This is a genomic window from Carboxylicivirga longa, from assembly GCF_050589825.1.
GTDB lineage: Bacteria > Bacteroidota > Bacteroidia > Bacteroidales > Marinilabiliaceae > Carboxylicivirga > Carboxylicivirga longa.
In genome coordinates this window covers 68,273-81,631 of the sequence record NZ_JBNGOZ010000009.1, presented here as the reverse complement: position 1 = coordinate 81,631, position 13,359 = coordinate 68,273, and the positions used below count along the sequence as shown (strand labels likewise).

Below are 13,359 nucleotides of genomic sequence, written 5' to 3'. Positions count from 1 at the left end.
CTTTACTACTATCTTTAACTACTGAATATGTATACCTTACACACTTAGGCCTGCTAATTGCTCGGGAGCGCACAGAATTAAAATCAAAATACGAATATGAAGAACCAATTTTTGCTACTGGCTTTTATGCTATTTTTTGCCGGTATTGGACTTACGAAGGCCCAATCCAACAAAATAAGCTTTGAGGAATACGATCTGGACAATGGTCTTCACGTGATTCTGCATCAGGATCGCTCTACGCCCATCGTCACAGTTTCAGTGATGTATCATGTGGGTTCTAAGAATGAAAACCCTGAACGTACCGGATTCGCACACTTTTTCGAACACCTTATGTTTGAAGGCACACAAAACATTCCACGTGGCGAATACTCTAACTTCGTTGAAAGGGCAGGTGGCACCCTTAACGCCAACACCTCCAACGACCGTACCTATTACTACGAAATTTTGCCCTCCAACCAATTGGAAATGGGCTTATGGCTTGAGTCGGAGCGCATGCTACATGCCAAAGTCGACTCCATCGGCATTCAGACACAGAAGAAGGTGGTAATTGAGGAAAAGAAACAAACGGTTGACAGTCGCCCTTATGGCACCTTATTGCAGGAAACCATGAGTCGTGCCTTTACAGAACACCCTTACCGCTGGACAGTCATCGGCGATCCGGATCATATACGAGCCGCTAAAGATGAGGAGTTTCAGCATTTCTACGAGGAGTTTTATGTACCCAACAACGCAGCTCTGGTGATTGCCGGCGACATTGAACTGGAGGAAACTAAAGCCCTAGTAAGCAAATACTTTGCTGACATACCCAAAGGCAATGATAACATCTATCGCCCCACAATGACAGAGCCTCCATTAGGCGGCGAGGTGCGGGATACTATTTTCGACAACATTCAGCTACCCCTGATACTGCATGCCTATCGCACACCCGCCATGGGCACCGATGATTACTATGCCCTTGATATGCTGTCAACACTGCTATCCGGCGGTCAAAGTTCTCGTTTATACAAATCCCTGGTTGACGAGCAACAAAAAGCCCTGGAGGTAAGCTCCTTTGCTTTACCCTTTCAGGATCCAAGCGTAGCCATTGCCATTGCCCTACCCAATATGGGTGTGGACTGTGCCGATTTGGAGTCAGCTATGGATGAACAAGTGAACCGCGTGCGCAAGGAGCTCATTTCAGAGAGGGAATATCAAAAACTGCTCAACCAGTTTGAGAACACCTTTGTGAAATCAAACATAAAACTGGCCAGCCGTGCCGAAAACCTGGCCACCAACTACACCTATTTTGGCAACACAAACCTCATTAACACCGAGCTGGACAAATATCTGGCGGTTACCCGAGAAGACATCCGCCGCGTTGCCAATAAATACTTTGTGAACGACAACCGTGTAGTGCTGTATTATCTGCCCAAGTCACAGCAAAACTAAATCATGGCAAGCCTGGAAGTATTGAATTTAAAGAACACAAGCGGTCGTCTGCCGATCGTTACAAAAACTATTAGAATGAAAAAATCAGTTTTATTTTTATTAGCACTATTGGTTGCTTTTAATATAAACGCCCAACTCGATAGAAGCACGCCTCCCAAGCCGGGGCCTGCCCCCAAAGTGAACATTGGACAGCCGGCCTCCTTCATGCTGAAGAATGGCCTTCGTGTATTTGTTGTTGAAAACAACAAAGTACCGGTGGTATCCTATTCTCTATCGCTCGATATTGATCCAATTCTGGAAGGCGATAAGGTGGGTTACACAAGTCTTGCCGGCGATTTGATGACCAGCGGCACCGCCTCTAAAACCAAAGCAGAGATTGATGAAGCAATCGATTTTATTGGCGGCACCCTCCGATCAAACAACAAAGGATTGTATGCCAGTTCATTGAAGAAACATTCCACCGAACTACTGGATGTGATGACTGATGTGCTGTACAACCCCTCTTTTCCTGATGAAGAGCTGGCCAAGGCACAAAAGCAATTGCTGACCAGCCTTAAGTCGCAAAAGGATGATCCCAAAGCTATTGCTAACAACATTAAAAATGTGCTGCGCTATGGCAATAACCATCCTTACGGAGAAGTATTAAGCGATGAGACCGTGAACAATATTAAGGTTGAAGATCTGAAAGAATACTACAACACTTATTTCAGACCCAATGTGGCCTATTTGATTATTGTGGGCGATATCAGCGTTAAGGAGGCCAAGAAACAGGCAAAAAAATATTTTGCTGACTGGGAAGCAAAGGAAGTGCCATCACACAATTATGCCACACCGGCTCTGTTCGACCAACCCCGCGTAGTAGTAGCCAACAAAGACGGCTCAACCCAATCCACCATCTCACTGTCATACAATATTGATCTGAAACCCGGTCATCCTGATGCTATTAAAGCCCGCGTGATGAACCAGGTATTGGGGGGTGGATCTTTCAGTGCCCGCCTGTTTCAAAACCTGCGCGAAGATAAAGGCTTTACCTATGGTGCCTATTCTTCCCTGCAATCCGATGAGCTCATTGGTTCTTTTAATGCAGGCGCCAATGTGCGCACCAGCGTCACCGACAGTGCCTTCACCGAAATTATTTATGAAATGGAACGCATGCGCACGGAGCTGGTTCCCGAGGAAGACTTACAGATGATAAAAAATGCTTTAACAGGCAGCTTCTCTCGATCGCTGGAAGACCCTGCTACGGTAGCACGCTTTGCCCTCAACATTCAGAAATATAATTTACCCGAAGACTATTACGTCACCTACCTGGAGCGACTCAACGCCGTAACACCGGCCGACGTGAAGGCCATGGCTGAGAAGTACATCACACCCGATCGTGCACTCATACTGGCAGTGGGCGATGTACCCAACATGAAGAATGCCCTGACACAATTTGCCAGGGACGGCAAAGTAGAGATGTATGATTTTTATGGCAATATTGTAAAGGCACTGCCTCTGCCGGCCGGTCTGACAGCTGAGAAGGTGATTGACCGCTACATAGCTGCCCTGGGAGGTGCCGATGCGCTTGCCGCTGTTACCGATTACACAATGGAAGGCAGCATGAATGTGCAGGGAATGCCGCTGAGTATGAAAATGTACAGCCGACGACCCAATCACCAGTGTGTTGAAACCTATATGCAGGGCAACCTCATGTCGAAACAGGTATTTAACGGCGAAGCAGCCAAAGTAGTAAGTCCCATGGGCGAGCAAATGATAGAAGGTGAAATGCTGGAAAGTATGAAAGCCGAATCAGTATTGTTCCCTGAAACAAAATTTGCCGAGTTGGGATACCAGCTGGAACTCCTGGGTGCCGATAATGTGGATGGACAGGATGTTGTGAAGATGAAAGTAACCAGTCCGGCAGGTCAGGATAAAACCGTATACTATAGTCGGGAAAGCGGACTGAAGGTGAAAGAGGTAAGCACGAGTCCCCAGGGAAGCGTAGCCACTACTTACAACGAATACATCACCGTAAAAGGAGTGAAATTTCCAAATAAACTAAGCCAGTCGGTTGGGCCACAATCCTTCGACATCACCTACGAAAGCATAGCGGTGAACGAAGGCATCGAAGACAGTATATTTGCCTTGTAAGATTTGTTTTAGATTGATAGTTTATAGATTGCTAAAAAAAGAGAGGGTGTCCTCGGCCAAACCGGCCGGACACCCTCTCTCTATATGTATATTCGTGTAATAAACTACCAGAAAATCTTACCGTAATTTAGTCATTCACTTTACTTCCCCACCAATTACTGTTGGGCTCGTAATCATCATTAAGGTAGCGTAAACGCTGCTGCTCCAATTGCGGCATGAAACGCTCATGCACACCCTTCAGATAAGCCTGCTCCTTTTCCGCATCATACTGAGGATCTTTTTGTGGATAACGCGCACCCACCTCATCCAGATAAGTGAACAATTCGTTTTGTAAGCTCGTCGCCTTTTCAGGATGACGCGACGCCAGGTTATATTGCTCTTCCAAATCTTCACCCAGGTTATAAAGCTCTATGTACTCATCTTCATAATAGTAAATCAGCTTCCAATCACCCTTTCGGATAATAGACGAAGGTTCTCCTCCCTGGTTACCATAGTGAGGATAGTGCCAAATCAAACTACGCTCCGCAATGCGCTCACCCTTTAACAAGGGTACAAGACTTACACCATCGTTATGCGCTTCGGGTCGAAGATCGGCCCCCACTAACTCCAGAATAGTCGGATAAAAATCAGTTCCGCTAACCGGCACATCACAGCTCGACACACTTCGCTCCATACCCGGTACTTTTATCACATAAGGCTCGCGGATACCACCTTCGAATTGATAGCCTTTACCCCCACGCAAAGGCAAGTTGGCAGTTGAATACGAATCACCAGAGGCTACTCCGCCATTATCTGATGTGAAAATCACAATGGTGTTGTCGTCCAGGCCCATCTTTTTTAAAGAAGCTGTAACATAGCCAATGGCATCATCCATGCTTTCCACCAATCCGGCATATACCGGATTATCTTGTACCTGACGGATAGGTAAGAAATGCCCCATCTCATAAGCTTTTTCGGCCAGCCCCTTCGCTTTGGCTTTCGCTTGATATTTTGCCCACTTTTCAGGGGTGGTCTGAATAGGGCCGTGCACCGCATAAAATGACAGAAAGGCAAATACAGGCTGTCCGGTTTCATCCGAATTATTTTTAGCGAGGAAATCAACGGTCTCCCTGGCCAAACGCATTGATAGGTTCTCGCCCGGCTTGCGGTTTGGCAGGTTTGGATTTTGGTAAGGATCGAAATAGCCACCGATAGGACTCCCTGCATGCCAACCGCCAATATTAACATCAAAACCATGATCCTGCGGCCAGCTTCCTTCACCACCCAAGTGCCACTTACCCGCAAAGAAAGTTGTATAGCCGGCTTCTTTCAGAGCTTCCGGTAAAGTTGTGTAGGCAGCCGGTAAGGCATGCTCATATTCGGCAGGCAGTAATTTATTGTAACGACCAATATTGCGCCAATTTTCACCCGAAGGAGCTCCAATCCAGTCGGTAATGCCATGACGCGCCGGAAATTTACCCGTCATAATACTCGCTCTGGACGGGCTGCAAACCTGACAACCGGCATAACCGTTGGTAAAGACAACGCCTTCACGAGCCAACTGATCAAGGTTGGGCGTTTCATAATAATCGCTACCCATAAAGCCTAAATCACGATAACCCAGATCATCAGCCAGGATAAACAAAACGTTAGGCTGAGACTGCATTTTGTCTGTCTTTGGAGAGCAGGCTATCAAAAGACTAGAAAGGCCAATCAGTGCAACTTTTAGATTTCTGAAATTCATTCTATTATAAAATTTAATATTCAACATGCGGACGCCTGTTAAGGGCATCCACTGATACATCGTGATACAAATATATTTTATAATTATCTTTTTCACCCTGTATCTTCCCAAGGCCATCGTATTTAAAGATTGAATTCCATCAGTGTTCAAAAAAATATCGTTTTAATATGCCCCCGGATTACATCCAGCGCTATTCAAATTAAACTACATTCGTGATTATTACTACAGTAATCCTAAAAGGGCTAAATATATCAATAGCCCTGTACAAAGCACAGAGCTATTGATGCGCTATAATATTATAATGGCACAAGGTGTTTGATTTTTAATGGAATTGCACCGTGTATCTACAACGCCTTTGCCTGCTATTCCACGGTAACAGATTTTGCCAGATTACGCGGCTGGTCAACATTACAGCCCCGCATAACAGCAATATGATAGGAAATGAGCTGCAAGGGCACACAGGTAAGCAAAGGTGCCACGGCCTCGTGACTGTCGGGTACCTCAATCACATAATCCGCCATTTTCTTAATCACCTCATCGCCTTTTGTAACGATGGCGATAACTTTACCGCTACGGGCTTTCACCTCCTGAATATTACTCACTATCTTCTCATAGGAATTATCCTTAGTGGCCAGCACAAAAACCGGCATATTCTCGTCAATGAGCGCGATGGGGCCATGCTTCATCTCCGCCGCCGGGTATCCTTCGGCATGGATATAGGAAATCTCTTTAAGTTTCAGCGCTCCTTCAAGAGCCACAGGAAAAAGGCAGCCTCGCCCAAGATACAAGGCATTGGTCGCGTCCTGGTAGCTAGCCGCAATATTGCGTATTGCCTCTTCACCGGTTAGAATTGTGCGTATTTTATCGGGCACCTGCGTTAACTCAGCAATTAGCATTTTATAGTCCTCCGCATCCAGCTTACCCCTATTCCTACCCAGCAACAATGCCATCATGGTAAGCACGGTTACCTGCGAAGTAAAGGCCTTGGTGGAAGCTACACCAATTTCTACACCGGCATGGGTATAAACACCGGCATCCGTTTCGCGGGGTATGGACGAACCTGCCACATTGCAGATTCCTATAATAATAGCTCCCTGCTCACGCGCCATCTTAATGGCAGCCAAAGTGTCCGCCGTCTCACCACTCTGCGAAATGGCAATAATTACATCCCCCTTATTAATCACCGGGTTGCGATAGCGAAACTCGCTGGCATACTCCACCTCGACGGGCACACGGGCAAACTCTTCAAATAGATATTCGCCTACCAGACCGGCATGCCACGAGGTGCCACAGGCAACAATAATGATACGGGGCGCCTGCGTCAGCTGAGGCAGTACATCCATAATACCACCCAGAAAAATTTTTGAGTAATCCATGGATATGCGACCCCGAAAGGTATCGGCTATGGAGATGGGCTGTTCATAGATCTCTTTCAACATAAAATGATCATAGGCACCCTTGTCAATCTCATCAATAGTAAGGTCTATTTTCTGAATACGAGGCTTGAGCGCATCATTCTGAATGCTTTTCAGGTTAATCTTATCTTTGCTAATAATGGCTACTTCCTCGTCGTTCATATAAATCACCTGATCGGTATATTCTACGATGGGCGTGGCATCAGAGGCCAGAAAATACTCGCTCTCACCGACCCCTATCACCAATGGACTGCCTTTACGGGCGGCGATTAGCCGTTCCTTATCATCGGCACAGGCAATAACCAGTCCATAGGCGCCAATTACGCGCGTCAGTGCTAAACGAACGGCCATCTCAGCATTCACCTCCTTGCTTAAATATATATTCTCGATAAGGTTCGCCAGTACTTCAGTATCGGTCTCACTTTTAAAAGTATAACCGCGACTTTCCAGTTCCTTTTTAAGGTGGGCATAATTCTCGATAATACCGTTATGCACCACAATGAACTTTCCGTTTTGTGAAATATGCGGATGGGCATTGTCGTCGCTGGGTTCGCCATGAGTAGCCCAGCGGGTATGCCCCAGGCCAATGGTACCAACTATGGATTTACCCCTGGCATGCAGTTCCAGGTCTTTCACCTTACCTTTACATTTATACACATTCACATCGCTGTTAATCAACGCCAGTCCGGCTGAGTCATAGCCCCGGTACTCAAGCCGCTGTAAGCCTTTTACAATAATGGGATACGCGGTACGCCCGCCAATATAAGCTACTATTCCACACATAGTTATCGAGTTAATTTATTATAAACGCATCATTACAAGGCGGCAGAGACGAAAAAAGAGGAACACCATAGGCGTTCCTCTTCAAACAAATGTGTATAATAAGCTTACGAACAAGTGTCCGCAATGTTATTTCCAAAGGCTTTCGGGGGCTAAGTTATCTTTTTCAATGTCTTTGAAATAACTATAGGTACCCACTTTCAATTCGTGCGTTGCTGCTTCATCGCATACGATAACACCCTTGGGGTGCAGTTGCAGCGCACTGATGGTCCACATATGATTGACTCCTTCTTCTACAGCATGTTGCAAAGCCCTTGCTTTGCTATGGCCATTCACGATAATCAACACTTCTTTGGCGTCCAGCACAGTACCCACACCCACGGTAAGTGAAGTTTTTGGCACCTTATTGGGATCATTGTCAAAGAAACGAGAGTTCGCTAAAATGGTATCGTAGGTTAACGTTTTAACCCGCGTTCTGGAGCTTAATGATGATGCCGGCTCATTAAAAGCCAGGTGACCATCGGGGCCAATACCCCCTAAAAATAGGTCGATACCACCCATCTCCTTTATCTTATCTTCATAACGCTGACACTCTGCCTCAACGTCTTCGGCCTGACCATCCAGCAGGTTGGTATTCTCGGCTTTAATATCGATGTGGCTGAAAAAATTATTCCACATAAAAGTGTAGTAACTCTGCGGATGCTCACGGGGTATCTCACGATACTCATCCATGTTGAAGGTCACCACGTTTTTAAAGGATACTTTTCCTTCCTTATTCAAGCGAATCAACTCTTTGTAGGTTCCCAGTGGCGATGAGCCTGTTGGCAAACCCAGCACAAAAGGCTTGTCGCCTTGGTGCTTATTAATCCTTTGTGCAATGTAACTCGCTGTCCACGCTGATGCCTGCTGATAATCAGGCTCGATAATTAATCGCATAGTAATCTATTTTTTGGTTTATTCTCTTTGTTCCAAGAGGATAAGCCTTTCCTTCAGCTCCTCGGCCAGCCTGCTTTTTTCCCGAATATGATTACTGATGTCTTGCACTGATGGATGTTTCTCAAATTCTCCACGCACCTGTTCAAAGTCCAGTATACGTGTTTCCTCCGAGCCATCGATACCAAAGCCCGTTTGTGTTTTCAAGGTAAACTCCTTATGAGCGTCGGCATACAACATATTATCCAAATCGATGACACATTTTTTCCATTGATCCACAAAGGCCATGATCTGATCCACGCGGGCAGTTTGAAAATCAAGATCAAACTCTTCTTTAAACACCCTGAGGCACCACGACCAAGTGTACTCAAAATAATTATCGTGCAGGGCAGCATAGCGCTTGTTAAGCTGCTCCAGCTCCGTAATGTCACCTTTCTGCAAGTCATCAAGCAAGGTCATTACCCGCTCCTTGGGAACCAACAGTCCGGCCATATCAATCCACTCCCCATTGCCATAATCGGAAGTTTTTGAAAGGCTACTCCTTAATTCACTTAAAGAAACAAAGATAACATCTTCCAGCCTTTTTATCAGCGCATTGCCCAAAAACTTTATTACTCCAATGGTATATAGCTCAATGCCACGCTTTAATGAGTCATTTGTTATTTTTACATTGTTATACATGTAGTATTCGGATGTGAAACCCGAAGATTGACGCAGCTCTTTCAAAACCTTTTTACCATTGATCATTTTCTGAATAGTAAAAGGACTTAAAAGATTGAAATTGATAAAGTCCAACAGCCGCGTATCCTTCCGTTTGTCACGCCGGGGCCACTTACGGGCATCGCGTATGGTACCCACACTGCGCAGGTTAACACCCGGTGCCAATATGCTCTCATCTTTATTCTCAATGAGATAGGAGAAAGGAAGTTGTGAAGTGTCAGGATTGCGATAGTGCCGACCCATTACCAGAGAAAAGGCCCCGATGCGAGCCGGCCAAAGCACATAGGAATCACTAGTGGTTTTAGAGCCACGTTCCACCACACCTTGATGAATGGGCCCCAGCTTATACATATGGTTACTTTGGTTAGAGCCACTACCCGCATTCATAAAAGAAAAGTATCCAGCGATCAGCAGGGTGGATTTATGATGTGTAACCGTATAAGGACCGGCAAACACCGAGCATGCCTCGCCATGAAAACCCTGGCAATTGGCAAAGAACACGGAATTTTCGGCCGAATATTGCTTGCTCAACTCGCAGCCCTGCCCGATGAAACACTTTGACACAAGAGCACTGTCACTTAGTGTAGCTCCCGAGGCTGCTATAAAATCCTCGGCAATAACACCGGGGCCAAAATAACTGGGCGCCGCTAACGAACTATTCACTGTTCCGTTGCACAAGCGGTAAATCCCTTCAATATGAGCATAAGGGCCAATATTCACATCAATTATCGTGCGGCAGTTAATGAGTCGTGCACCTTCAGCGATAGTACCCATTGACGAACACACCCCACCTTTATATTGATCAATCAGAAGCTGAAGAGCCTCAATCACCTTAGGACGGTGGCGATACATGGCCATTATATAGGCCGTATGAGCCGATAGCTCATCGTAGATAGCGATCTCGCGCCCGCCTGCCTCATTCAGTGCCGATACCAATACTCCGTTGCCAAAGCAGCTCTCCTTTTCGGTAATAATAGAATCCACATTTTCGATAACAACATTGGAATGAATGTGATAATTGGCAATGTGATTTTTAACCTGATTAATATATGTATCAGAATCGATAATGCAATTGTGCAAAGTTGCGTTAGAAATACCAGCTTTCTTCTCCACTCCGCCGGCAAAGGAAAAGCTACGATTATAAACACCTAACCTTATGCGTCCCGAAAGATTCACATTTCGGAGGTTTTCGGGACAAAAACCATCTTTAACCTCCACCAACTGCCAATCGGCGCACAGGCAATTTCGTTGCTCAAGTATTTCAATTTCCTTTTTACTCAGGGTGCGATAATCATTCATTATCTATGGGTTGTGATAAATTATTAACGAATGTAAAAAAGAATTTACCACAAAAACACCCTGACAACGAAAAAAAAGGTAAGTACAATAAAATCGTAAGTAAGCTTCGAAAAAATTAAGGTTTAGAAAGTCTAATTAGTCACAAACAAAAGCCCTTATACTTATGAAACACCTCTATATTCCTATGGAATGATCCTTACTCACTAATTACTGGCTGCACATCAGATCTTAAGTGCCAGTGAATAAGAAAAGGGAGCCTCTCTCGAAACACCCTTCACTGTATATTACTTCGTCCACCGTATGACGATGAAATTACTTAATTACATTCAACTCTTTACCAATCTTAACGAAAGCTGCAATGGCTTTATCTAAGTGGTGTTGTTCATGAGCAGCCGAAATCTGAATACGGATACGAGCCTGGCCTTTGGGTACTACAGGATAGTAGAAGCCAATAACGTAAATACCTTCATCTAACAAACGGGCGGCAAACTCTTGCGATAACTTGGCATCGTAAAGCATCAGTGCCACAATGGCCGACTCTGTTGGCTTAATATCAAATCCGGCCTCCACAATCTTTGTTTTGAAGTACTCAGCGTTTGAAATCACTTTGTCGCGTAAGTCAGTTGACTCAGTCAACATATCGAAAATCTCCAAAGCCGCACCAATAATTGAAGGCGCCAAAGAATTAGAGAAAAGATAAGGACGTGAGCGCTGACGCAGCATGTCGATAATCTCCTTCTTTCCGGTAGTATAACCACCCAGGGCACCACCCAGCGCCTTACCAAGGGTTCCGGTAATGATATCTACACGATCCATGCAGTTGTGATATTCATGCGTACCCCGACCTGTCTTGCCTATGAAACCTGAAGAGTGACTGTCGTCCACCATTACCAGTGCATCGTATTTATCGGCCAGGTCACAAATCTGATCCAGCTTGGCGATATCTCCATCCATAGAAAATACACCATCGGTAACGATAATACGGAAACGCTGTTTCTGAGCAGCTTTTAGTTGTTCCTCAAGATCTGCCATGTCGGCATGCTTATAGCGATAACGAGCGGCCTTACACAAACGCACGCCATCGATAATAGAAGCGTGGTTAAGCTCATCGGAGATGATGGCATCTTCCGCTGTGAACAAAGGCTCAAAAACACCTCCGTTAGCATCAAAACAAGCCGCATAAAGTATGGTATCTTCCATACCGAAGAAGTCGGCAATCTTGGCTTCCAGCTGCTTGTGAATATCTTGTGTACCACAAATAAAACGCACTGAAGACATACCATATCCATGCGTATCTAAAGCCTTTTGAGCTGCCTTTACAACTCGCGGATGCGACGACAAACCAAGATAGTTATTTGCGCAAAAGTTCAATACAGGCTCACCCCCCTGAACATTTATCTCAGCCCCCTGCGGCGTAGTAATAATGCGCTCCTTCTTATAGAGACCCGACTCCTTGATGGCCTCGATTTCTTTGCTCAAAAAATCCTGAAATTTACCGTACATGATAATTTATTTATTAAACAGTTTAATTTTCCAATTTGCCCACAAAATTACAGCCCTCCTTGTTAATGAACAATGATAAAAACCATAATTTTTTATGCGTGTTAATTCAGCTCTTCGTTGATAAGGCCATGAATGTCAGCCCATTTATCTTTACTCATCTTTGGACCTACTACTTCTATTACATGTCCTGAAAGGATAGATCCGATACGTCCACACTTATCTAAGGGCAAATTCTGCAACAAACCAAACAGAAAACCAGCAGCATATAAATCACCGGCACCTGTTGTATCGATGCTTTGGGCGGGAATAATGCCTACACGAACTAACTCGCTTGCGCGCTTAATCATCGATCCCTCCTTACCGAGCTTAAGAATAGCCACCTCGGTGCCTTGAGCCAGTTGATGCAAGGCCTCTTCACCTTCCTTACCCGTATAAGCCTTCGCCTCCTCTTCATTGGCAAAAACAATATCAACATAATTGTGTACCAGGTTGGTTAGAAACTCCAGGTTGTCCTCCACCACATTGAAGCTGGCCAAATCAAGACTTGTAATTAAACCATTGGCCTTGGCCATCTTATAAGCCTTTTCAATCAAGGCTTTATTTTGTACCAGATACCCTTCTACATGAAAGTACTGATAGCCCTGAAATAACTCGTCAACGATATCATCCTGCGACAGCTCAATGGCCGCACCCAAAAAGGTAGCGAAAGTTCGTTCCGAATCCGGACTGATCAGCGCATTGGCATGCCCACTTTGGGTGGGTGACTCAAGCAGGTGCGGCGTAATATTATGGTCCGTCATATCTTTTTTAAAGACCTGGCCCAACTCATCGCTGCCTATCTTACCAATAAAACCGGTTTTAACACCCAAGCTGGCCAGCCCATGAATGGTATTGGCCGCAGACCCTCCACTGGCCAGTTGCTTTTTTATATGAGCAGTAGCTGCCTTTACCTTATTGGCTGCAGACTCATCAACCAATTGCATACTACCCTTGGGTAAATTCAATTCAGCCAGTAATTGATCGTCATCCAGCTTTGCTAATATATCTACCAAGGCATTTCCTAATCCTAATACACTACTCATACTTAAACATTTAATGACACGATGTAATTTTATTCGAAAAATTTTACGCAAAGATATTGGATAATTTGAAGATTCCTTATAGTTTTGCAACGCATTTGAGGAAAATGCCTCCCCAAAAAAGGAGTTCAAAACTTATTGAAAGATAAAAAATTCCCTAGTAGCTCAGTTGGTTAGAGCGGCGGACTGTTAATCCGTAGGTCGTAGGTTCAAGTCCTACCTGGGGAGCTTTAAAAAGCTTAAACGAAAGCTTCACAACACATTATTTTCCCTAGTAGCTCAGTTGGTTAGAGCGGCGGACTGTTAATCCGTAGGTCGTAGGTTCAAGTCCTACCTGGGGAGCTTC

At 45.1% G+C, this 13,359-nt stretch carries 8 protein-coding genes and 2 tRNA genes; 4 read left to right on the top strand and 6 right to left on the bottom strand.

Annotated features, from left to right (window positions below; genetic code table 11):
• Positions 1–96: 96 nt before the first annotated feature.
• The gene (locus tag ACRD7A_RS09760; protein WP_430811664.1) at positions 97–1,428 is read left to right on the top strand and encodes a M16 family metallopeptidase; all 1,332 of its coding nucleotides are present in this window, start codon (positions 97–99) and stop codon (positions 1,426–1,428) included.
• 75 nt (positions 1,429–1,503) lie between these two features.
• Positions 1,504–3,561 (top strand): M16 family metallopeptidase, encoded by a 2,058-nt coding sequence (locus ACRD7A_RS09755; protein WP_430811663.1) that lies wholly within the window; start codon positions 1,504–1,506, stop codon positions 3,559–3,561.
• 127 nt (positions 3,562–3,688) lie between these two features.
• On the opposite strand, the gene ACRD7A_RS09750 is transcribed toward ACRD7A_RS09755, so the two are convergent.
• From ACRD7A_RS09750 to ACRD7A_RS09725, 6 genes are all read right to left on the bottom strand, one after another.
• Positions 3,689–5,284: a sulfatase gene (locus ACRD7A_RS09750; RefSeq protein ID WP_430811662.1), complete on the bottom strand. Its 1,596-nt coding sequence runs from the start codon at positions 5,282–5,284 to the stop codon at positions 3,689–3,691.
• Positions 5,285–5,646: 362 nt separating this feature from the next.
• A complete protein-coding gene (glmS, locus tag ACRD7A_RS09745; RefSeq protein ID WP_430811661.1) occupies positions 5,647–7,482 on the bottom strand; it encodes a glutamine--fructose-6-phosphate transaminase (isomerizing) in 1,836 nt (611 codons plus the stop codon).
• A gap of 126 nt (positions 7,483–7,608) precedes the next feature.
• Positions 7,609–8,415 (bottom strand): glucosamine-6-phosphate deaminase, encoded by an 807-nt coding sequence (gene nagB, locus ACRD7A_RS09740; RefSeq protein ID WP_430811660.1) that lies wholly within the window; start codon positions 8,413–8,415, stop codon positions 7,609–7,611.
• An 18-nt stretch (positions 8,416–8,433) separates the two neighbouring features.
• On the bottom strand, positions 8,434–10,431 hold the full coding sequence (locus tag ACRD7A_RS09735; protein WP_430811659.1) for a DUF4954 family protein: 1,998 nt from the start codon (positions 10,429–10,431) through the stop codon (positions 8,434–8,436).
• A 312-nt stretch (positions 10,432–10,743) separates the two neighbouring features.
• On the bottom strand, positions 10,744–11,934 hold the full coding sequence (gene kbl, locus ACRD7A_RS09730; RefSeq protein ID WP_430811658.1) for a glycine C-acetyltransferase: 1,191 nt from the start codon (positions 11,932–11,934) through the stop codon (positions 10,744–10,746).
• Positions 11,935–12,035: 101 nt separating this feature from the next.
• Positions 12,036–13,016 carry an adenosine kinase gene (locus ACRD7A_RS09725; RefSeq protein WP_430811657.1) on the bottom strand — a complete coding sequence of 327 codons (981 nt, stop codon included), beginning with the start codon at positions 13,014–13,016 and terminating at the stop codon, positions 12,036–12,038.
• A 151-nt stretch (positions 13,017–13,167) separates the two neighbouring features.
• On the opposite strand from ACRD7A_RS09725, the gene ACRD7A_RS09720 reads away from it, so the two are divergent.
• Positions 13,168–13,241, top strand: a tRNA-Asn gene (locus tag ACRD7A_RS09720).
• 40 nt (positions 13,242–13,281) lie between these two features.
• A tRNA-Asn gene (locus ACRD7A_RS09715) sits at positions 13,282–13,355 on the top strand.
• Positions 13,356–13,359: the final 4 nt, after the last annotated feature.